The sequence below is a fragment of the Streptococcus suis genome, assembly GCF_019794615.1.
In the GTDB taxonomy this organism is placed as follows: Bacteria; Bacillota; Bacilli; order Lactobacillales; family Streptococcaceae; genus Streptococcus; species Streptococcus suis_AI.
Genome location: NZ_JAIMDU010000026.1, coordinates 1 through 21,739, shown reverse-complemented (window position 1 = coordinate 21,739; position 21,739 = coordinate 1). Strand labels below are relative to the sequence as shown.

Genomic DNA, 21,739 nt, shown 5'->3' with positions numbered 1-21,739 from the left:
TGTCGTGGGTAAAGGTAAAAGATTAGCCAACTTGGAAAACAACAATTTAAAGTCTTTTGATTTAATAGTTAGTTGTTCGATGGAATACTCCATAAACCATCATTATTTTCTTCTAAATACGCTGCAAATTCATCAGATTGATATGCTTCAACAATATCTTTCGCCCACTGACTATTTTTATTTTCTTCTTTTACAACAACTTGTAGCCATAAATGGTCTGCGATATCTTCCTTCAACAAAGCTGTTGATGGATCAATTTTTGCTGAATATACAATTGCACCGACAATGACAGCATAATCAAAGTCATCTAATGCTGGAGGAATTTGTGCTGACTCAACAAGAATAAATTCAATATTATATTTATTATCGACAATATCATCAACTGTCAACGCCGTTCTATCTGCAGTTTTATCCAGAGTAATCCAATTGGCTTTCTCTATAATTGCTAAGGCACGAGATGTATTGGATGGATCGGAAGGTATAGCAATTTTTGCACCATTTTTTATTTCATTTAGACTTTTATGGTTTGATGAGTATAGAGCCGCTGCAACAGTAGGAATTGGAGTCAAAGCAACTAGATTGGCATTATTACTACTATTGAAGTTATTCATATATGCAGTATGTTGCTCTACATTAACGTCAATATCACCCTCTGCAAGCGCCGTATCATTCTGTACCAAATCAGAAAATTCAGTAACCTCAAACGAATATCCTTTTTTTTCAAGTATAGGTATGATTGCATCTTCAAATAAAACGGTATAGGGCCCTGCTGCTTTTCCATAATGAATAATTTTATTTTCAGAAATATTTTCCGCACTTTTTTCAGTGTTGCATGCCCCTAATATAAATGTCAACGCAGTCAATCCTAAAACAAACAAGCATTTTTGTAAATTCCTAAACATTTTTATTCCCCTTTAATTTCTAAAATAATTTGCTAAATAATTTCCAATTCCTTGTAATGATTGTACAAAAACAATTAATATTAGTACTGTCGTAACCATCAAAACAGTATTAAAACGTTGATAACCATATGTTAACGCTAAATCACCTATGCCTCCTCCTCCAATAATTCCAGCCATCGCAGTTGCCCCCAACAGACCAATACTTCCAGTTGTAATAGTTAAAATGAGTGAGGACTTTGCCTCTGGTAAAAGAAAATAATAAATAATCTGCCACCAACTTGCTCCCATGCTTTGGGCAGCTTCAAGTATCCCTTTTTTTACTTCTAGCAATGAATTTTCAATTAACCGTGCTAAATAGGGAGCGATATAAACTACTAATGGAACAATTGCTGCGCTCGTTCCAATTCTTGTCCCAACAATCAATTTTGTGACTGGTGAGATAAAAATTAGCAAGATTACAAATGGTAGAGAGCGAAAAATATTTACTAAATTACTAACTATAGTGAATACTATTCGATTTTCTTTTAGACCTCCTGGTCTAGTAGTAACTAATAGCAATGCAATAGGGATTCCTATTATTAAACCAAATAAAAGTGATAGGGTTAGCATATATATCGTTTGAACACCTGATTCTGCTAATCTTTCTAACTTAATTCCCAATAGTTTCTCCACCTATAATTCACCCAACCTTTCTATTGATACATTTTGTTCTATTAGGTATTCTTCAATTGCCGAGAAGTTGAAGTAATCCCCCTCTATTTTAACGATTAATATCCCTAACAGATCGTTTCTTAATTCACTAATGGATGCCGCAAGAATGCTAATCTTAATATTAAAAACTAGTGCTAATGAATGTAATATTCCATCTCCAGCATGTCTTCCTACGAATATGAGTTTAGCAACGGTATCAGTAGGTAATAATTGCTCACTGATTATTCTCGGAACTCTGTTGCTCACAACAGTTTCTACAAATCGTTTTGTTATTTCTTGCTGCGGGTTTTTAAAAATTTCCAGAGTATCTCCTTGTTCAACAATTTTTCCAGCTTCCATTATTGTAATTTGATCACAAATTTTTCGAATCACATCCATTTCATGAGTAATTAATAATATTGTAACCCCGAATTGTTCATTTACTTTCACTAATAAGTCTAATATTGCATCTGTTGTATGTGGATCTAAAGCGCTAGTTGCCTCATCACACAAAAGGATTTCTGGATTTGTAGCTAGTGCTCGCGCAATACCAATTCGCTGTTTTTGACCTCCTGAGAGCTGAGAGACTTTCACATTCGCCTTTTCTTTCAAACCAACGAAATCAAGTAGGGTGTTGACCCGATCTTCTTGATCTTTTTTAGAAACTTTAGTAAGAATAAGTGGTAAAGCAATATTTTGAAACACAGTTTGACTTTCCAATAAATTAAACTGCTGAAATACCATACCAATATTTTTTCGAAGAGCATTTAATTCATTCTCAGGCAACTGTGTTAGGATTTTTCCTTGAACTTCAACTTCTCCTTTATCAGGTTTTTCCAAACCATTTACTAATCGTAATAAGGTTGATTTCCCGGCACCAGAATAGCCAATTACACCATAAATGCTCCCTTTTTTCACATGTAATGAGACATCTTGTAAAGCTGAAATCACTCTTCCGTTAACAAAATATGATTTTGAGACCTGTTCAATCTTAATCATTCTTTTCTCCTCTCAAAATCTTTAATGTTTGTAAAGCAAGTTGAGTGTAAATTTCTGAGGCTTTTGAGAGCGGTTCAGGTGAAACTTGAAACTTTGGATGATGATTTGGGTAGGTTATCCCTGTTCCAATCTGCCAATAAACACCTGGAATTTTCTCTTGATAAAAAGCAAAGTCCTCACCTCCAAGATTCTGCTTTGGCACTACTACATTCAATCCTGCTTGTTTAGCAATTTCACTGATTACTTCAACCCATTTAGGATGATTTCGTGTGGCAGGTGGACCTTTTATCCAATCAATCGAATAGTCAACATTGTATGCCATAGCAATATGGCTAACAATATCATAAAACCGTTGTTTAAAAAGTTTTCGTTCGCTTGCTTTAAGAGTACGAATTGTTCCCTCAACTGTGGCGTGTTCAGGTATAACATTCCAAGTACTTCCAGCTTGAACATGGGTAAGACTCAATAAACTAGATTGAAAAGGATCACTATTTCGACTAACAATTGTTTGTAATGACTGAATTAATGCACCTACAGCTACAATTGGGTCCTTACTAAGTTCTGGTTTTGCTGCATGCGATCCTATCCCTTTCAGATGTATTTTAAAACGATCTACTGCACCTGTCATTTCACCTTCTCGGACCGACACTGTACCAATTGGAAATTCTCCTGTTACATGGATACCATGAATCACTTCCACATCGTCTAGTACACCGGTCTCAATGATTTTAAGTGCCCCAATAGATGACTCTTCTGCAGGTTGAAAAACCAGCTTAACAGTTCCTGAAAAAGTTGAACGATTTTGATGTAATAAAATCGCTACTCCAATTAAGGTAGTTGTGTGAAAATCATGTCCACATGCATGCATCACACCTTCTCTTTCTGATTTCCATTCTAATTCAGTTTCTTCATGGACAGGTAATGCATCAATATCCGCTCGTAAAGCTATAGTAGGTCCTGCTCCTTTAGACCCCTGAATTGATGCAACCAATCCTGTTTCTAATGGAAGGTTTATAATGTCTATTCCGTATTTTTCTAATAATTCACGAATCTTTTCAGTGGTTTCAAATTCCTGATATGATAATTCTGGATGTTGATGAAACCATTTAAACAATTGTTCAAGTTCCTTTTGAATTTCCATGCATAATCCTCCTAGTTCCAACTATTTACACTAAAATAGTGCCTGTTAGTTGGTACAAATATTATCACATATTTGTATCTAGAACCAATACATATTATTTATTACGGCGATAGAATATTTTTATAGCAAATACTTTAATGTACTCTAAAATAGATATAAATATACTCAAATAGATGAATCGTCTAATCTTTCTATGAAAAAAACACCTCGTATTTTTCAACACGAGATGCTTTACAGTTTAATGCATTTCTCCAGCTAAGCGATAGACTGCTTCTGCGTAGATATCCATCGTTTTATCTAAATCCTTCAACGGCATCCGTTCATTTTCCTGATGCTCAGTTTGCTCCGTATCTGGGAAACAGGCTCCAAAGGCCACACAGTTTTTCATGGTTCGAGCGAAGGTTGCACCACCTGATGAGATAGGCTGACTAAGGGTATCGCCCGTTTTTTCTTGGTAGACTGCCATTAAGGTCTGAACCAATTCACTGTCCAAAGGGACATATAAAGCTGGTAAGTAGTCAAATTCTTGATAGTCTAAACCATAAGTTGCTGCCTTTTCACTCAAGATATGCACCAAATGTTCCTTATTCGCAAGAACAGGAATCCGCATATCAATCCGAATTTCAGATTTTTTAGGCTGAATCGTGAGACCCGAAATATTGAAACTAAGGGTTCCAGAAGGTTCATCCGTGACATCGTCAAATAATCTGAAACCTGTTGCATCTTCCCCTACTGCATTGGCAATGAAATCAATCGCAGGATGGCCAACAAATTTTTGGAGCGCAATGGCCAATCGAACGATCGCATTGATTCCCTCTGCAGCATCCTTGGCATGTTTTGAAATGCCTAAAACAATCACTCGATCATCATCCATTTCATAATCGAATCCTAATTGATCCAATTCAGCAACCAAACTGGCCAACAAATGCCCTGAATAACTAGCCTTTGCAGGTACAACATTATAAGCTGTTCCAGCCTCCACCGTTAAAATACGGTCTCCAGGACCAACAAGTTTTGCTTGTAACAGACCTTTTTCTGCATAAGTCAAGGGGAAAGAAGAATCTGGTGCAAATCCCATCGTCGCAACTTCTTCTAGTTGATTATACCGATTCATACACCGCCATAAGGTTTCTTCGTCTGTTCCAAAGATAAACCGAATACGTTTGGTAAACGTGACACCAGCATCCATTAAGGCCTTGACCGCAAATAAAGCTGCCATGGAAGGACCCTTATCATCTTGAACCCCTCGGCCAACCAAATGGTCATTTTTTATGGTTGCTTCAAAAGGGGGAGTTTCCCAATTCGAGAGGTCACCAGCTGGAACGACATCTAAATGACAAAGAATTGCCAACAATTCATCCCCTTGACCGATTTGGGCATAACCATAATACCCTTCCGGATCGAGATAAGTTGAAAAACCCAGTTTTTCAGCCATGGACAGCGTGTATTCTAAAACATCTTGAATAGCTTGTCCAAAAGGAGTACTGGTCTGATGTTCTTGCAATACAGAGGGAAAGGCGACTAATGCTTGAATAGCCGCCACACAAGCCTGCTTGTGCTCCTCAGTAATAAATGAATGTTCCTTCATTGTCTCTCCTTTCATACACAATTTATGGATCGGAGTAAGACCTACCATTTTTTAAAAGAATGTTGCAATCACAAGAATGATGATGGATGCAACAATAATGGCTGCAATCAATTTTCCAACGAATTTATACCAAGTAGCAATATCCACGCGACCAAGTGCCAATGCTCCCATAACAATACCAGAGGTTGGAGCAACTAAATTCAATACACCAGAAGCTGCTTGGAAAGCAGTGATAATCAAATGTGCAGGTACATTTACAAACTCACCCAGTGGAGCCATGATACCCATAGAAGCACCTGCCAAGCCAGATGTAGATGGAATTAAGAAGGACATTGGAAGGTAGAAGAGATAGGTCAAGACGATAAAGACTTGAGGAGAGAGTCCTTGGAGTCCCACTTCGCCCCAGTGTAGAATCGTTGCAGTAATCATACCATCATTCATAATCACTTGGATTCCACGCGCAACAGCACAAATCAAGGCAACACTGAGAAGATCTGCAGCCCCATTCATGAAGGCCTTCACCAAGCGTTCTTCACCCATACCATAAACGACACCAATCAATACACCTGCAGCAGCAAAGAGCATAGCACCTTCTGGGAAATACCACCAACCAAATGGATAGGTTGTAATACCAACAATTTGCCCTAGAACTGGGATTGAAATCAACCATTCTTTAATATCTGTAAAGAGTGTTACCCCTAAATCTTCCCATGGAATGAAACTCAAAACCATAAAGACAAAAGTAAGGAAGAAGAGAATCAAAACACGTTTTTGTGCAGGAGTTAAGGTATCATTAACAGCCCGATCAGCAGTCACGTTGAAATGTTCCATATCTTCTGCCCTTTGTTTATAAACCAAGGATTTAGTTGGATCTTTCTTCACTTTTTCAGCATAATTGGCAACAAATGCCATTCCCAATCCAAGGATAACAATAAAGAAGACAATCCGCCAAATCATACCATCGGCAATGGATACCCCAGCTGTTGCAGAAGCCACACCAGTCGCAAATGGATTGACAGTTGAGGCTAAACAACCAATTTGAGAACCTAGCAGGATAATGGCAACCCCAGTAATACTATCGTACCCAACTGCCATCATGACAGGAATAATCAGCGGGAAGAAAGCCATTGTTTCTTCACCCATGCCATAGGTGGAACCACCTAAGCCAAAGAGAAACATAAGGACATAAATCAACCATTTTTCACGGCCCTTGAAGCGTTTCACGATGGATGCAATCCCAACGTCTAATGCACCTGTCTCATTCACAACTCCAAGAAAGGCACCAACCATCAAGATAAAGAAGGAAACATCAATGGCTGCAGATGTTGCACCGTGCCCTAGCATTGCCCGCACAGGAGCCATCAATACGTCCCAAATCCCTTGGGGATTTTGATCCACTGCTTCATAGGTTCCTGTAATAAAATTACCGCCATCATCCACTTGATATTGGCCGGCAGGAATAATCCAAGTCATCACAGCCATAATGGCAATGATGATCATGAGGACAGTATATGAAGAAGGCATCTTAAAACCTTTTTTTACTTTTTCACTCATTGTAAAAACCTCCCATAATATTTTTCAATGTATGGATACATAAAATGAATGTCAAACGGATACAAAACTCTACTAGATACCATACGAACAGCTCTGGAAAAAATTATGAAACTATTCATACATGTTTCAAAAACACACTCCAGAATAACCAGTCTTCAATCTTGTCTTCTAGTTTGCATTTCGTACTCACTCAAAAAAATTAGGAAATCTTTTAATACCCAAAATTGTAAGAATAAGATTGGTTTTAGTAGTTACAGTTCCCTTCACCAGTCTGTTTCTAGTGACGGTCAAAAGTTGGGAAACTACTGACCAAAGCAAGTAAATTCATGAAGTACAGCTAAAGCAAGTTTATGATAGACAAACTGTCGGTATTTCCAGTAGAATCATCAACTCAAGTATCCACCTACACACAATTGAAAGGTCCTTATGATCGGAAGGCAGGCTGGATGAGTGTTCGTCATCCTCAGTTACTCATAGGTAGATACTGATGAGGAATAAGCTAAAATGGAAGGAGAGTAAGAACGGAAAGAAATACTCTCCTGTCCTTGAATAGCAATCTGTTTGCTATTATCAATGTTTTGTAATGGTTGTGCCACTATGCGACTCAATCAATGCTCCTAAATTTTCTAACGAGGTAATCACAGCCTTGGAGTTTGGCTTATGATTGACAAAAGCAATAGCTGCTTCTACTTTTGGTAACATGGAGCCAGGCGCAAATTCATTTTGACGAATATACTCTTCAAGCTCCGCAACAGTTACCTTTTCCAATTTCCTTTGATCTGGCTTGTTAAAACGAACATAGACATAATCCACACCCGTTAAGATAATAAAGACATCTGCATCGACTAATTCAGCAAGACATTGAGATGCAAAGTCCTTATCAATGACAGCCTCGACGCCCACAAGGGTTCCATCTTCTTCTTGGATAACTGGTACACCACCTCCACCTGCTGCGACAACAATCTCCCCTGCATTTAGTAGAGTACGGATTGTGCCAATCTCTTTAATACCAATTGGCTTTGGAGAAGCCACTACTTTGCGCCAGCCCCGTCCAGCATCTTCTTTGAAAGTTGCACCAGTCTTTTGACTTTCCAACTCTGCTTCTTCTTTGGTATAGAATGGACCAATGGGTTTTGATAAGTTTTCAAATGCAGGATCATTTTTATCTACAATTACTTGTGTGACAACAGAGACAACACCTTTATCAATACCTTCTTTGGCTAATTCATTTTCAAGAGCATTTTGTAACCAGAAACCGATTGATCCTTCGGTCATAGCGACCAAACTGTCTAATGGGAAGGCTGGATTCTTTTCAGAGTTAGCTGCTAAGTTTTGCAATAATAAATTCCCAACTTGCGGACCATTACCATGAGTGATAATCAAATCATCCCCATTTTTGATCAGTTTGACAAGGTGCTTAGCAGTCTGTACCAGGGCAGCTTTTTGGGCTTTGGCTGATGGATCTGACGTTAAGATGGCATTTCCTCCCAAAGCAACAACAATTTTACGATGAGTCATATTGATTCTCTTCCCTCCTTTCTACAAAGAAATCGCTTACATTTTTGGTTTTCAAACTGGGGACAGGGTCAAAATTGAATCCGGTCCCCATACATGATGACTTCACTGACCATTTAATACTCTTCGAAAATCAAAATTATCCGTTGTCAACTTGCCTTGATGAACTCCAGTTCTATCTTCGACATCGTTTCCTAGGCTACTTTTGATTTTCATTGAGTATAAGCTATACACGTGGTACAAATGGATCCCCTAAAGTAGCTGCCATCACTGCTTTAATGGTATGCATGCGATTTTCAGCTTGGTCAAAATGGCGAGCATATTTGCTACGGAATACTTCATCCGTTACTTCCATTTCTTCTACACCAAATTTTTCAGCAACATCTTTACCATATACAGTATTAGTATCATGGAAGGCTGGCAAGCAGTGCAAGAAAATCAGATTCTCATTTTCTGCTTTTTTCACCAAATCCATGTTTACTTGATATGGTTTTAATAATTTCACACGTTCCTCAAATTTAGATTCTTCACCCATTGATACCCAAACGTCTGTATATAGGACATCTGCGCCTTTAACAGCCTCGTCAGCATTGTCCGTAATCAATACACGCGCACCAGATTCTTTAGCAAATCCTTCTGCAAGGGCTACCACTGTTTCGTCTGGGAAGAGTTCTTTGGGTGAGAAGATGTGCACGTTGACACCAAGAATAGCCCCTGTTACCAAGAGGGAATTGGCCACATTGTTGCGTCCGTCACCACAATAAACCAAGGTCAATCCTTCTAACTTGCCAAAGTTTTCTTTCACAGTCAGATAATCAGCCAACATTTGAGTCGGGTGCCATGCATCTGTCAGACCATTCCATACAGGAACACCTGAAAATTCGGCCAATTCTTCCACCATCTTTTGACTGAAACCACGAAATTCAATCCCATCGAACATACGTCCCAATACCTTAGCTGTATCTTCTGTGGATTCTTTTTTTCCAAGCTGGATATCATTAGCGCCTAGATATTCAGGGTGTGCACCCAAGTCAATCGCCGCAACAGTAAACGCAGCACGCGTACGAGTGGAAGTTTTTTCAAATAAGAGAGCAATATTTTTACCCTCTAAATAGCGATGAGGGATATTGCGCTTTTTCAAATCCTTTAAGTGAGCTGCAAAATCAATTAACCATTCTAATTCAGCGCGAGTGAAATCTTTTTCCGCTAAAAAATGTCTGCCTTTAAAAATATTTGTCATTATCCTTCTCCTCTTCTTTACCTTAAATTTTTGGTCAGAGTCTGACACCATTCACCATCTTCTAAATAGATTTCAGAAGTTGGCTGATACCCCAGCATCTCATAAAATGTTTTAGCTGTCAATTCAGAATGTATATTTATACATGAAACATTCGTGTTTTTGGCATATTCTTCCAATTTTTGGATAATTTCCCGAGCATATCCCTTCCCACGGTGTGTGGCCAGGGTAGCAATCCGAGTCAATCTTGCAGTTCCAGATTCTGTTGGTAAGAAACGGCCGGTAGAAACTGGCTCGCCATGAATGAGTAGATTGGCATAGACACGTCCAACTTCATCATATTGATCAAACTCATCTTCTCGTGTGATGGATTTTTCCATTACAAAGACACGATATCTTACGTACATAGAACATGCACGATGCCAAGGCTCACTTCCGATAACCAGTTCAACATCTGGTTCATTCATTTAGATATCCTCTCTGACAAAAGGCATAGACATACAACGTGGTCCACCACGACCCCGAACTAATTCACTACCGCTAATCTTGATTAACCGAAGACCTTTTGATTCTAGGATGGCATTGGTAATGGTATTCCGTTTGTACACAACGACAACCCCTGGTGCGATGGTCAAGGTATTGGAACCATCGTTCCATTGTTCCCGACCAGCAGCTACAATATTTTCACCACCACAACGAATCAAGTCAACTTTTTCAACGCCTAAGTTCGCAGCTAGTAATGCAGCCAAATCACCATGTTCTTCTTCAATATGAAGCTCTTCATTTTCATAAGTAACAGAGAAGACACGCAAGCTACCTTCAATTTCTGGGTGAATAGTAAATTTATCATAATCTACCATGGTGAAAACAGTATCCAAATGCATGAATTTTCGACTATTGGCAAATTCAAATGCAAGGACCTTCTTAAAACCAACGCCTCTTTCAAATATGTTAATGAGGAGTTTTTCAATGGAAGCTGCGTCTGTCCGTTGAGAAATCCCAACTGCAAGCACATCCTTAGATAAAATCAGCTCATCACCACCCTCAATACGTGTGGTTTCATTTCTGTTATATACCAGCGGAACCTTGCCACCATAGACTGGGTGGTAGGTGAAAATATACTTACCATAAATAGTTTCACGGTTGCGGGTTTCTGAATACATGTGGTTAAGCGATACCGCATTCCCTATTGTTGCAAAAGGATCCCGTGTAAAGTACAGGTTTGGCATCGGATCGATTGCAAATGGGTAAGATGATTCAACAAGGTCTGTTAACCCTTTTTCTTCAATGTCATCTGATGGCAATTCAGCTTTTTGAATACCAGCCATGGTCTTTTCAATTAGCTCTTTATTGTCCTCAATTGCAAGTAAGAGTTTCCGAATGGCTTTTCTACACATCCGACCACGAATGTTGGCCTCTTCTAGGTATTCATCAATAAATTGTTCACGAATTTCTGGACTAGTCAGTGATTCCGCCGCCAACTGTTCCAAATATAACACTTCTACGCCTTCATCTCGAAGAGCTTGCGCAAAGGCATCATGTTCTTTTTGTGCATCTTCTAAGAAAGGAATATCATCAAATAACAACCGTTCAAGGTGATCAGGCATCAAATTTTCAATTTCTTTACCTGGTCGATGGAGCATAACCGTTTTTAGTTTCCCGATTTCTGAAAATACATGAATTGGACTTTGTGACATCAGAGCCCCCTCCTTTGATATTTTTTCTTGACTGGGAAAGGTGGAGGACCGTACGCTTTCCTTCATTCCCTTTCCACTCTATATCTGTAGTTTATCAAAGTGGCCCTAATTCAAATCGAAATTCTTGGCATCAATTTTGCGAAATTCATCTCATTTTATCCATTATTTTTGGGTATTCTTCAAAAAAATTGCGAAAATATTCGCATATTTACAATTCCTATATTGTCATATGCATTTTTATTTTTTTCAAAAATAATATAATCGAATAACTAGCTTTCAAAAAAGGAATAGAAGTGCAGGTCCGAAAGTAACGAAACATCAAAGCCATTTCTAATGATGATATTTTTCTTTCAACACATATTCCTCTAACCCTATCAATGGAATAAAAAAACAGAAACCTCAATGTGTTTCTGTCAAATTCTCTAAGAAAAAGTTGGTATCTAAATAGGTTAATTTTTTATGACAATAAGAAATCCTTCCATCGCTAACAAGCTGTTTTAATACATGACTAACAGTCTCTCTCGTTGTGGCTGCCAATTGAGATAGTTCCTGAATTTGAATTTCAAAAGGTAAACTTGTCAACTGATTTCTTTGACACATATCCCAGTAAAGTAGGGCTAAAACTTGAATCACCCGCTCAGTTGCCTTGGATTGGAGGGCATTTCGCAAGCGTAACTCCTGAAAGTGTAAAACACGGGATAGTTTTTTACAAATATAGACAAGCTGCCTTGGATTGACCATCGAGAGAGATTCAAATAAGTCCATGGGAATGATGAAGCACTCTACATCTGTAATCGCAATCGCTGTGTAAAAATAGTCCTTGTCTTGAAACATCCCGCCAAAAGGAAAGGCACTGTCTTCCCGAATGTAGTCAAGATAGGTAAAGGTATCAGTCTCATCGTACTGCTCAATACGGGCATAACCACGAGACAAGACAAAAAAGTAATCTCTTGGGTCCTGTGCATAAAAAATGACCTGTCCCTTAGCAATCTTTCTAAAACGGATATGCCTCGCTAACTGATCAAAAGCTTCTCTGGTAAGTTGTGCAAATGTTTGATGTGTTTTGAGATAATCATACTGTTCATTACTAATCATTCAGAAACCTCCAATCACGACAATCTTCTATGTATATTTTACCATATCGAATCGATAAAATCTAACATTTTATGGAAGCGGATACAAAATCACTGTATACAAAAAAATAATCACCTACTGCCACAGCTCCTTCCTCGACGAGAACTGAAACAGGGCAGGAAGTGATTATTCACATTAATAACTATAATTCTTCTGCAATTTTATTTAATTTACGTAAACGATGATTAACACCGCTTTTGGTAATGGGCTGTGACAGACTTTCAGCTAACTGCTGGATCGAATAATCAGGGTGTTGGATGCGCAATTGTGCAATTTCCTGTAAATCACCTGATAACTGGTCTATACCGATTGTATCCATTATTTTAATAATATTATTAATGGTTTTCATGCTAGCGGTGACTGTCTTGGCAATATTGGCCGCTTCAGCATTAGTGGCACGATTTAAATCATTCCGAGCTTCCCGTAACAATTTCACGTTTTCAAACTCAGTCTTTGCATCTTCTGCCCCAATCACCAAAAGGAAGTCCATAATATCTTCTGCCCGTTGCAAGTAGGTAATGGTTCCCTTCGACCGCTCTATAACCTTTGCATCCAATAAAAATTTCTGCATCAAATTGGCCAAGTCATAGGCATGATCACTATAGACAGAGGCAATTTCCAATTGGTATTTACCCTTTTCAGGATCCTTTACAGAACCACTTGCTAAAAAAGCTCCACGTAAATAAGCCTGACTCCACGAATCATTTTCCAAAACTCTTGGTGAAATCCCTGTATCCAAACCAAAAAAACTGTCAGCCAGATGGAGATCATTAAGAATCTCGTTGACCCCATCTTCCACAAAAACTGAATAAACACGGTTCTTCTTTAAATTTGATTTTTGATGATGCCGAATTTCTGCTTTTATCTGGTAAAAGTGATAGAACAGTTCATAGATATGACGCGCAATCTTGGCGTTTTCAGTACTGATAGAAAGAGTCAGCCCTGAAGAAGCAAGACCAAGACTCCCAGCCAACTTGATAATGGCTGACAGTTCACTTTTGTTCTGATTGGATTGAAGCAGTAATTCTTCTTTGACCTGCACTGTGAAACTCATGTTCGCACCTGCAGAATGTTAAATAGCTCTTCCACGACCAAATCCCCATCATGGAAGGCACCACCATTTTCTAGTTTCAAAAAATTGGAAGAAATGATGCGACAGCCCTGTTCCTGTAAGCCTTGAAAATCATGCTTGACTTGTACCAAATATTCATCAAAAGCATGGGTATTCATGTATTCTTTTGGAACAGGCTCAATATTCACTAACACCGTATCCACAAATTGAGTAGCTAAATGTGCATTCAGCACACTAACGTGATTGGCATCTGAAAATGACTCGGTTTCCCCACGCTGTGTCATGATATTGCATATATAAACCACCTCTGCTTTGGTCTCACGTAATGCCTTTCCAATATCTGGAATCATGATGTTCGGTAAGATGGAGGTATATAGAGAGCCAGGTCCAAGGACAACCAGGTCGCTATCCATTATAGATTCTACAACTTGTCGACTGGCTTTCGGCTCCTCATCATTATATGTATTGGTCACATAAACATGACCAATCATACCCTTGTAGTCCGCAATCTTACTTTCACCAACCACTTCTGTCCCATCCGTAAAAACAGCGTGAAGTGTTAATGGTGTTTCACTAGACGGATAAATCCGACCAGTCGTATGAAAGAAGCGTGTCAATAAGCGCATGGCGTCATAAGTAGACCCTTGCATTTCAGAAATACCCGCAATAATCAAGTTTCCCAGAGGATGACCAGCCAAGGGACCATCTGATTCAGCAAACCGATATTGAAAAATCTTTTCATAAAGCTTGGGCATATCCGACATGGCCAACAATACATTTCGCAAATCACCCGGAGGGGTAACCTGTAAGGCCTGACGAATCTCTCCTGATGAACCACCATCATCAGCAACAGTCACTATCGCTGTGATATCAGCATTCTTAGCCCGGAGACTCTTCAAAATCACAGGAATTCCTGTTCCGCCACCAATCACTGTAATCTTTGGTTTTCTCATGAGCGGTTGACCGTTTCCTTCCGTCTATCTTTGTCGCGATGGCTACGGTTGACAATCCAGTTTCTCTCTAAATCATCTGCAAGACGTTTGGCAAAAGCTACGCTTCTATGTTGACCGCCCGTACACCCAATAGCGATTGTTAACACAGATTTTCCTTCCTTCTGATAGCCAGGCAGAATTGGTTCAATCAAACCAAGCAAATTCTTGTAAAACTCTTCTGATTCCTCATGTCCCATCACGTAATCAAAAACTGGCTGCTCTAGACCTGTTAGTTGCCGTAATTCCAATTTATAATAGGGATTTGGCAAGAAACGGACATCAAAAACCAAGTCCGCATCTAAAGGCAACCCATATTTAAAGCCAAAGGACATCACTTCGATACGAAAAGATGGCTGATTATCTTGACTAGCAAATTGCTCTGAAATGGCTTTCCGTAAATTGCGTGGAGTCAATTCCGATGTATCAATCACATTCTGGCTCATATTCTTCAAGGGTGCCAATAGTTCACGTTCAAGCTGAATACCATCCAATACTCGTCCATCTATTGCTAAAGGATGAGAGCGTCGGGTTTCTTTATAACGGGCTACCAATTCACTATCAGTCGCATCCAAAAACAGAACCTTAAAGTCTAAGTCCTCTGCGCCCTCAATCTCATCGAGCACCTCCCGAATCTCAGAAAAGAATGATCGGCTCCGCATATCCACCACTAAGGCGATCTTGTTGTTGTCCTGACTATGACGAATCAACTCTAAAAATTTTGGCAAAAGTGTCGGAGGCATATTATCAATGGTAAAATAACCCAAATCCTCAAAAGATTGGATGGCTACAGTTTTACCCGCACCCGACATCCCTGTCACAATAACCAAATGGAGTTTGTCTGACATGGCAGTCCCTCCTATTCTCTCTCTATTCTCCAATGACTGCAATCACTTCTATCTCAACCTTAACATCACGTGGCAAACGAGCCACCTCAACTGCAGAACGAGCTGGAAATTCTGCTGAGAAAGCTGTTTTATAAACTTCATTAAAGGCTACAAAATCATTCATATCTTTTAGGAAACAAGTCGTCTTCACCACATGGTCAAAATCTGTCCCAGCTTCTGCCAAAATCGCCCCAATATTTTTTAAAACTTGTTCCGTCTGTTCTTGAATGGTTTCCCCAACAACTTCACCAGTTTCTGGTGAAAGAGGAACTTGACCTGAAGCAAATAGGAAGTTTCCTACCACTTTACCTTGAACATATGGTCCAATCGCCGCTGGCGCTTTATCTGTATGAATCGTTTTCATCTGCCAATCTCCTTTTTATTTACTCATACTATTATACCAAAAAACCAGCCTATTCAGCTAGTTTTCGTGTTTGTACCAAAAATCTCCATGTGAGGAAGATGGCTCTCAAGAAAAGGTCAATCAAAATCGACAGCCATACCCCTGCGATTCCTAATCCCAAGATCTGACCGAGGACAATGACCCCAACCACGCGCAGCCCCCACATCCCAATAGCTGTGGAATAAAGAGGTGACTTTGTATCTCCTAGCCCTTGCAGTGCGCCAGCCATTATCAATGAAACCGCAAGCCCCGGTTGGTTAAACGCATCGATTTTCAGGGCGATGACGACTTGATGGATAGCTTCAAGGTCTTTGGTAAATAGCTGAGCAAACACTGAAGCGCCAACAAATAAGACAATGCCGAGTAGGGACATAATGACTACACCATAGGCTGAGCATAGAAAGGCAAGACGTTTGATCATCGAAATGTCACCCCTACCCAAGGCTTGCCCAATCAAAACCGCTGCCGCAGTCGCAAGGCCATAAGCAGGCATATAGGTGAAACTTTCGATATTACCAGCAATCATATGAGAGGCATAGACAGTTGTCCCAAGAGCCACAATCAAACTAAAATAAACAACCTGCCCCAAACGCATCACCAAGCGTTCCAAGGCGGCAGGAATGGTCAAGGAAATCAACTCCCGATAGTCACTCAAAACTCCATTACTAGTGAGCTCAAGCGCTAAGTCCGTTTTTTGAACCTCGCAACTGAGCAGATAGCATCCAAGAAGACGAGCAAAGATGGTACCGAGTGCAGTCCCAAAAATACCCAAACCAGTCCATGACCCGATGCCAAAAATCAAGAAATAATCCAACACTACATTGGTCACATTTGTGATAATTCCCACCTTCATGGGTGTGACCGTATCGCCTGCAGCCCTTAAAATCGTTCCCAAACCAGTCATACTGGCATGGAGTAGGGAAAAACCACCAACCCAGAAAAAGAATGCCTGAGCATCTTCCAAGGCCTTACCACTTGCCCCCATGGCTTGTAACATCCACCGACCAAAGACGATTGAAACAAGGCCAAACAAAATCCCAAACGCAATAGAGGTTGCCTGTGTCTGACGGGCATATTGACGAGCCTTTTCTTGGTGACCAGCTCCCAAACTACGAGCAATGAGGGCTGTTCCACCAACACCAATGGCCATAAATACAGCCAAATAGACATTCAAAATCGTATTGGCCAAACCAACTGCCGTTACCGCAACCAAGCCCAACTGTGCAATCAATAAAGTATCCACAAACCCAACCAAGGTCTGAAAAATATTTTCAACCGTTGCTGGAAAAGCCAGACGCACGATTTCAATTCCTAAATGCTTTTCTTTCATACAGACTCCAATTATTTATTTAGAATAATTATAATTAAAAGTCCCGGAATTTGCAAGAAAAAACAGACCACATTTGTAGTCTGTCCTTCCCAATTAGATTAAAGAAAACTATAAAAGAAATGCAAGCGAATTACAAAGGTTCCATAATCAATCGACTCTTTCTTTACGTCGCTGACGAGCAGCAAAAGCAAATCTTGTCGCTAATACCGTTAATCCAATGAGACTCATGAAATTCGTTTCTTTCTCACCAGTTGTAGGAAGGCTACTTTGCGCAGATTCTTTTGAATCAACCATATTGTCAATGGATTAATATCCACTATTATCGAAAAAGTTTAGCATAATCAGTCTTGGATGAGAATAGAAAAGCAACTTCAACGGAATGCTCTTCCTGGTTTACAGTATAGATGACAATATATTTTCCATTTTGAATAGTTATTCCTCGGCTACTACATCCATTCTTATCAATCTTAACTCCAATTTTTTCATCAGCATCGAATCCACGCTCCGGAAAGAGTTCTAGGCTCTCTATTTCATCAAAAATGGCCGTTACTAAACGCTCTGCAGTTTCTGGACTCAGTTTCACATTAGCAACATAATCCCTAATGCTTTTGGTTTGCTCAATAAGCCTTGGCGAAATAATGACTCTATATTTCTCCATTATCCTAGTACTGCCTTTCTTGCTTCCTCAACCGATAACCCTTTACCTGCTTTTAGCTCTTCATAGCTAGTGGAAACTTCTTCTTGAAGTCGAGCAATTAGCTTCTCTCTCTCCTTTTCCTCTACTGTCTTAAAAGGCAGTGTTTTGGAAATTGCGACCTCTTGGACAAATTCATTGAATGCTGATGTAATATCCAGTCCGTTTTCCTGAAAGACCTCTTTCGCTAATTCAAAGTATTCTGAGTTTACTTTGAAGTTGATTTGTTTATCCCTTATTACTGTTGGCATATCTAAGCCCTCTCCTTTGTATAGATAATAACTATATTTTATCATTTCAAATAAATATACACAAACTATATTCGTTCTGTATGTTTTCTTTTCAAAATAAATAAAAATGAAAAAAGAACCGTGCCAGTTGACACGGAATATCAGTAATGGTACAATCATTTTGCAAGATATTCGTTAGAATATACTAAAGTCCACAAGAATTTCCGTTCTTGTGGGCTTTTTTTATTTCTTGGTTGTTAATGGAAATTAAAATGCTATAGCGCATGCCATTTCAAAAAGTCTGAATGATTTGTACCAAAAAAATTGATGAGTTTCTTTGAATGAGTACTACGATTCAATATCAAATAATAAAATTATTCATATGATATATTCTTAAAAATGATAATTGACACCAGAAAAACAGACCACATTTGTAGTCTGTCTGTATATCTATTACATTACTTACGGATGCAAGCGATGCAACATACGTGGGAACGGAATCGCTTCACGGATATGTTTTGTACCTGCTACGAATGTAACCATGCGTTCGATACCGATACCGAAACCACCGTGTGGCACAGAACCGTATTTACGAAGATCAAGGTAGAAGTCATATTCAGACTTGTCCATACCAAGTTCATCCATTTTCGCTACCAAGGCATCGTAGTTGTCTTCACGCATTGAACCACCGATAATTTCACCGTAGCCTTCTGGAGCAAGCAAGTCTGCACAGAGTACACGTTCTGGGTTACCAGGCACTGGTTTCATATAGAAAGCTTTAAAGCTAGCTGGATAATTCACAACAAAGGTTGGTACACCAAAGTAATTTGAAATCCATGTTTCATGAGGTGAACCAAAGTCATCCCCATGTTCGATGTGTTCGTAGTCTGTATCCTCATCCGCTTCATGCTCTTGCAGAAGAGTAATGGCATCATCATAAGCTACACGTTTGAAAGGCTCAGCGATGTAGCGTTTCAAAGCATCCACATCACGCTCAAGAGTCTCCAAGGCTTGAGGAGCTCGGTCAATAACGCCCTGAATCAAAGCTTTAACATAAGCTTCTTGCAAATCAAGTGACTCTTCATGGCTGAGGAATGAGTATTCCGCATCCATCATCCAAAATTCTGTCAAGTGACGACGGGTTTTTGATTTTTCCGCACGGAAAACAGGACCAAAGTCGAAGACACGACCAAGGGCCATAGCACCAGCTTCAAGGTAAAGCTGACCTGATTGGCTCAAGTAAGCAGGCTGACCAAAATAGTCTGTTTCAAACAATTCTGTTGAATCTTCTGCCGCATTTCCTGACAAGATTGGGCTATCAAATTTGATAAAGCCATTTTTTTCAAAGAATTCATAGGTTGCATAAATGATAGCATTACGAATTTGTTGGATGGCTACTTGTTTACGAGAACGCAACCAAAGGTGACGATTATCCATAAGGAAGTCTGTCCCGTGTTCTTTAGGTGTAATAGGATAATCTTGTGACTCACCGATCACTTCAAGGTCTGTCACATCCAACTCATAACCGAACTTAGAACGTTCGTCTTCCTTCACAATCCCTGTCACATATACAGAAGTTTCTTGGCTCAACCGTTTCGCCACATCAAACTTCTCAGTACCAGCTTCTTCACCGAATTTTTCAATGAAGTTTGGCTTGAAAGCAACTGCTTGGAAGAAAGCTGTTCCATCACGTAATTGCAAGAAGGCCAATTTCCCTTTACCTGACTTGTTGGCAACCCAGGCACCGATGGTCACTTCCTGACCCACGTAATCTTTCACTTGGTTAATCGTAATCAATTTTCTAGACATTCTATTTCCTCTTTTTATTTTTTCATAAATGTATGTAAACGAGCGACCGCTTCCTTAAGCGTGTCCATATCTGTCGCATAGCTGAGACGAATATTATCAGGAGCACCAAAACCTGCACCAGTTACCAAAGCCACACCGACTTCTTCCAAAATGGCAGTCGTAAACTCGGTCACATCTGTAAAACCTTTCATTTCCATGGCTTTTTTCACATTTGGGAAGAGATAAAAGGCTCCTTCAGGTTTGACCACTTCAAATCCTGGCACCTCCGCAAGCAAAGGATAGATGGTATTGAGTCGTTCTTCAAAAGCCTGACGCATGGTTTCTACCGTATCTTGGGGGCCAGTAAAGGCTTCAATGGCCGCATATTGGGCAACGGTGGTCAGGTTTGAAGTCGTTTGACCGATAATTTTACCCATGGCTGCGATAATTTCTGGATTACCTACTGCATAACCAACCCGCCAACCAGTCATGGCATAGGCTTTTGCAACACCATTGATAACAATGGTCTGTTGACGAATGCTCTCTGAAATACTAGAAATCGGAGTAAAGGTATTACCGTTGTATACCAAACGACCGTAAATATCATCCGCCAAGATCAACAAATCATGTTCTACAGCCCAATTACCAATAGCTTCCAATTCTTCACGACTATAAATCATACCCGTAGGATTGGATGGACTATTGAGCAAGAGGACCTTGGTCTTGTCAGTCCGAGCTGCTTCTAACTGATCAACTGTAACCTTGAAATGATGCTCTTCCGTCGCAGTCACAAAGACTGGCACTCCTTCATTCATCTTGATTTGATCTGCATATGAAACCCAGTAAGGTGTTGGAATGAGAACCTCGTCACCTGGATTGATGACCGCCGCAAAGAAAGCATAGAGAATAAACTTGGCACCCGTACCCACTACTACTTGATTGCGTTGAATAGAGTAGCCATAGAACCTCTCAAAGTAAGTATTTACCGCATCCTTCAACTCTGGAAGACCAGAAGCTACTGTATAAAAACTAGCCTTACCATTTTCGATGGCTTGAATAGCTGCTTCTTGAATATTTTTAGGAGTAACAAAATCTGGTTCCCCCAGCGTTAATTCTAAAATATCGCGACCCTCAGCCTTGAGTGCTTTCGCACGCGCACCAGCAGCCAAGGTCACACTTTCTTCCATCTCTAAGACACGTCTTGATAACTTGCTCATAATCCCTCCATCTTGACAAAGTCACCTGTTTCAAAATCCACCAAATAATAGGCTGTCCCCGATTTGACTTCCCAAATCGGTTTACCATCCCTATAGCCTAGAATAGTTCGATCAGCCGTTTTTGCACCATTTTCCTGAGCAATTGCTTGCGCTTCTTCCTTTGTAATCCCTGACCCAACTGGATAGACGTAAATAGTGGTCGAAGAACTTGGTATCAATACATATACCTCATCTCCGTTCTTATCTTTACCTTTCATGCTATAATAAGTTTCCGTACCATTATAGATTGCAAAGTCATCCACCTGATTCACATCCGCATATTGCTGTGCAATTTGTTGAGCTTCTACTCGTGCTTGCTCAAAAGGACTTAATGACCTATCCCAAACATAGAACACCGAAAAGACAACGCAAGATAGGAGAACAAAAAAACCAATAAGAAATTGACCTATACGACTACTCGCAAATGCTATAAGTCTGTTGAATTTTTTTTCCATAGTATCCCTATTATACTACAAATCCACACAGTTTGCTATTTTTTCTAAAAAATAAAAATGGAAATCTAATTGAGCTAACTTCTCAAAGTAAGTTCTAGTCTAACACAAAAGCTGGAAATTAGACTGAGACAAAAAAATAAGGTAGAACTTACTATGGGACAAGTTGGTAACTGACAAT

Annotated in this window: 22 protein-coding genes; all 22 read right to left on the bottom strand. The window is 39.7% G+C overall.

Annotation, left to right across the window (positions count from 1 at the left end; translation table 11 throughout):
- Positions 1-68: 68 nt before the first annotated feature.
- The gene (locus K6V43_RS08045) at positions 69-902 is read right to left on the bottom strand and encodes a MetQ/NlpA family ABC transporter substrate-binding protein (RefSeq protein ID WP_222382556.1); all 834 of its coding nucleotides are present in this window, start codon (positions 900-902) and stop codon (positions 69-71) included.
- A 12-nt stretch (positions 903-914) separates the two neighbouring features.
- Positions 915-1,562 (bottom strand): methionine ABC transporter permease, encoded by a 648-nt coding sequence (locus K6V43_RS08040; protein ID WP_261311808.1) that lies wholly within the window; start codon positions 1,560-1,562, stop codon positions 915-917.
- A gap of 12 nt (positions 1,563-1,574) precedes the next feature.
- Positions 1,575-2,591 (bottom strand): ATP-binding cassette domain-containing protein, encoded by a 1,017-nt coding sequence (locus tag K6V43_RS08035; protein WP_222382554.1) that lies wholly within the window; start codon positions 2,589-2,591, stop codon positions 1,575-1,577.
- Entirely contained in the window at positions 2,584-3,732 is a 1,149-nt protein-coding gene (locus K6V43_RS08030) for an amidohydrolase (RefSeq protein ID WP_222382552.1), read from the bottom strand. The genes K6V43_RS08035 and K6V43_RS08030 overlap by 8 nt, the downstream gene beginning before the upstream one ends.
- Before the next feature lie 238 nt (positions 3,733-3,970).
- The gene (locus K6V43_RS08025) at positions 3,971-5,320 is read right to left on the bottom strand and encodes a dipeptidase (protein ID WP_222382550.1); all 1,350 of its coding nucleotides are present in this window, start codon (positions 5,318-5,320) and stop codon (positions 3,971-3,973) included.
- 51 nt (positions 5,321-5,371) lie between these two features.
- A complete protein-coding gene (locus tag K6V43_RS08020) occupies positions 5,372-6,874 on the bottom strand; it encodes a YfcC family protein (protein WP_222382548.1) in 1,503 nt (500 codons plus the stop codon).
- A gap of 570 nt (positions 6,875-7,444) precedes the next feature.
- Positions 7,445-8,392, bottom strand: a complete 948-nt coding sequence (arcC, locus tag K6V43_RS08015; RefSeq protein WP_024391972.1) for a carbamate kinase — start codon at positions 8,390-8,392, stop codon at positions 7,445-7,447.
- 223 nt (positions 8,393-8,615) lie between these two features.
- Complete coding sequence (argF, locus tag K6V43_RS08010; RefSeq protein ID WP_024391973.1) at positions 8,616-9,629, bottom strand: ornithine carbamoyltransferase; 1,014 nt, start codon at positions 9,627-9,629, stop codon at positions 8,616-8,618.
- Between the two features lie 17 nt (positions 9,630-9,646).
- A complete protein-coding gene (locus K6V43_RS08005; RefSeq protein ID WP_222382546.1) occupies positions 9,647-10,093 on the bottom strand; it encodes a GNAT family N-acetyltransferase in 447 nt (148 codons plus the stop codon).
- Positions 10,094-11,326, bottom strand: coding sequence for an arginine deiminase (arcA, locus tag K6V43_RS08000; protein ID WP_032512091.1), 1,233 nt, complete (start codon positions 11,324-11,326; stop codon positions 10,094-10,096). It abuts the gene before it with no gap.
- 396 nt (positions 11,327-11,722) lie between these two features.
- Positions 11,723-12,418, bottom strand: a complete 696-nt coding sequence (locus K6V43_RS07995; RefSeq protein WP_222382544.1) for a Crp/Fnr family transcriptional regulator — start codon at positions 12,416-12,418, stop codon at positions 11,723-11,725.
- A 181-nt stretch (positions 12,419-12,599) separates the two neighbouring features.
- Positions 12,600-13,511 (bottom strand): DNA-binding protein WhiA, encoded by a 912-nt coding sequence (gene whiA / locus K6V43_RS07990; protein ID WP_172007103.1) that lies wholly within the window; start codon positions 13,509-13,511, stop codon positions 12,600-12,602.
- Entirely contained in the window at positions 13,508-14,482 is a 975-nt protein-coding gene (locus K6V43_RS07985) for a YvcK family protein (protein WP_024404973.1), read from the bottom strand. The genes whiA and K6V43_RS07985 overlap by 4 nt, the downstream gene beginning before the upstream one ends.
- On the bottom strand, positions 14,479-15,366 hold the full coding sequence (gene rapZ / locus K6V43_RS07980) for an RNase adapter RapZ (protein WP_024404972.1): 888 nt from the start codon (positions 15,364-15,366) through the stop codon (positions 14,479-14,481). Before rapZ ends, K6V43_RS07985 begins: the two co-directional genes overlap by 4 nt.
- A 22-nt stretch (positions 15,367-15,388) precedes the next feature.
- Positions 15,389-15,769, bottom strand: coding sequence for a RidA family protein (locus K6V43_RS07975; RefSeq protein ID WP_024391980.1), 381 nt, complete (start codon positions 15,767-15,769; stop codon positions 15,389-15,391).
- Between the two features lie 49 nt (positions 15,770-15,818).
- The gene (locus K6V43_RS07970) at positions 15,819-17,138 is read right to left on the bottom strand and encodes an MATE family efflux transporter (protein WP_222382542.1); all 1,320 of its coding nucleotides are present in this window, start codon (positions 17,136-17,138) and stop codon (positions 15,819-15,821) included.
- Between the two features lie 147 nt (positions 17,139-17,285).
- A complete protein-coding gene (locus K6V43_RS11705) occupies positions 17,286-17,432 on the bottom strand; it encodes an LPXTG cell wall anchor domain-containing protein (protein ID WP_222382540.1) in 147 nt (48 codons plus the stop codon).
- Between the two features lie 25 nt (positions 17,433-17,457).
- Complete coding sequence (locus K6V43_RS07960) at positions 17,458-17,796, bottom strand: type II toxin-antitoxin system RelE/ParE family toxin (protein ID WP_222382538.1); 339 nt, start codon at positions 17,794-17,796, stop codon at positions 17,458-17,460.
- On the bottom strand, positions 17,796-18,083 hold the full coding sequence (gene relB, locus K6V43_RS07955; protein WP_024391983.1) for a type II toxin-antitoxin system RelB/ParD family antitoxin: 288 nt from the start codon (positions 18,081-18,083) through the stop codon (positions 17,796-17,798). Before relB ends, K6V43_RS07960 begins: the two co-directional genes overlap by 1 nt.
- 441 nt (positions 18,084-18,524) lie before the next feature.
- Positions 18,525-19,871, bottom strand: coding sequence for an asparagine--tRNA ligase (gene asnS, locus K6V43_RS07950; protein ID WP_024391985.1), 1,347 nt, complete (start codon positions 19,869-19,871; stop codon positions 18,525-18,527).
- Positions 19,872-19,885: 14 nt separating this feature from the next.
- Positions 19,886-21,067 (bottom strand): pyridoxal phosphate-dependent aminotransferase, encoded by a 1,182-nt coding sequence (locus tag K6V43_RS07945; protein WP_024404965.1) that lies wholly within the window; start codon positions 21,065-21,067, stop codon positions 19,886-19,888.
- Positions 21,064-21,561 carry a cell wall elongation regulator TseB-like domain-containing protein gene (locus K6V43_RS07940; RefSeq protein ID WP_024404964.1) on the bottom strand — a complete coding sequence of 166 codons (498 nt, stop codon included), beginning with the start codon at positions 21,559-21,561 and terminating at the stop codon, positions 21,064-21,066. The genes K6V43_RS07945 and K6V43_RS07940 overlap by 4 nt, the downstream gene beginning before the upstream one ends.
- Positions 21,562-21,739 lie beyond the last annotated feature (178 nt).

Bases quoted from the DNA above. Each gene is read 5' to 3' on its own strand.
- K6V43_RS08025 (WP_222382550.1), bottom strand. From the start codon at position 5,320: ATGAAGGAACATTCATTTATTACTGAGGAGCACAAGCAGGCTTGTGTG.
- K6V43_RS07945 (WP_024404965.1), bottom strand. From the start codon at position 21,067: ATGAGCAAGTTATCAAGACGTGTCTTAGAGATGGAAGAAAGTGTGACC.
- K6V43_RS08005 (WP_222382546.1), bottom strand. From the start codon at position 10,093: ATGAATGAACCAGATGTTGAACTGGTTATCGGAAGTGAGCCTTGGCAT.
- K6V43_RS08045 (WP_222382556.1), bottom strand. From the start codon at position 902: ATGTTTAGGAATTTACAAAAATGCTTGTTTGTTTTAGGATTGACTGCG.
- arcC (WP_024391972.1), bottom strand. From the start codon at position 8,392: ATGACTCATCGTAAAATTGTTGTTGCTTTGGGAGGAAATGCCATCTTA.
- whiA (WP_172007103.1), bottom strand. From the start codon at position 13,511: ATGAGTTTCACAGTGCAGGTCAAAGAAGAATTACTGCTTCAATCCAAT.
- asnS (WP_024391985.1), bottom strand. From the start codon at position 19,871: ATGTCTAGAAAATTGATTACGATTAACCAAGTGAAAGATTACGTGGGT.
- K6V43_RS08030 (WP_222382552.1), bottom strand. From the start codon at position 3,732: ATGGAAATTCAAAAGGAACTTGAACAATTGTTTAAATGGTTTCATCAA.
- K6V43_RS07940 (WP_024404964.1), bottom strand. From the start codon at position 21,561: ATGGAAAAAAAATTCAACAGACTTATAGCATTTGCGAGTAGTCGTATA.
- relB (WP_024391983.1), bottom strand. From the start codon at position 18,083: ATGCCAACAGTAATAAGGGATAAACAAATCAACTTCAAAGTAAACTCA.
- K6V43_RS07960 (WP_222382538.1), bottom strand. From the start codon at position 17,796: ATGGAGAAATATAGAGTCATTATTTCGCCAAGGCTTATTGAGCAAACC.
- K6V43_RS08035 (WP_222382554.1), bottom strand. From the start codon at position 2,591: ATGATTAAGATTGAACAGGTCTCAAAATCATATTTTGTTAACGGAAGA.
- argF (WP_024391973.1), bottom strand. From the start codon at position 9,629: ATGACAAATATTTTTAAAGGCAGACATTTTTTAGCGGAAAAAGATTTC.
- K6V43_RS07970 (WP_222382542.1), bottom strand. From the start codon at position 17,138: ATGAAAGAAAAGCATTTAGGAATTGAAATCGTGCGTCTGGCTTTTCCA.
- K6V43_RS07995 (WP_222382544.1), bottom strand. From the start codon at position 12,418: ATGATTAGTAATGAACAGTATGATTATCTCAAAACACATCAAACATTT.
- K6V43_RS08020 (WP_222382548.1), bottom strand. From the start codon at position 6,874: ATGAGTGAAAAAGTAAAAAAAGGTTTTAAGATGCCTTCTTCATATACT.
- K6V43_RS11705 (WP_222382540.1), bottom strand. From the start codon at position 17,432: ATGGTTGATTCAAAAGAATCTGCGCAAAGTAGCCTTCCTACAACTGGT.
- rapZ (WP_024404972.1), bottom strand. From the start codon at position 15,366: ATGTCAGACAAACTCCATTTGGTTATTGTGACAGGGATGTCGGGTGCG.
- K6V43_RS07975 (WP_024391980.1), bottom strand. From the start codon at position 15,769: ATGAAAACGATTCATACAGATAAAGCGCCAGCGGCGATTGGACCATAT.
- K6V43_RS07985 (WP_024404973.1), bottom strand. From the start codon at position 14,482: ATGAGAAAACCAAAGATTACAGTGATTGGTGGCGGAACAGGAATTCCT.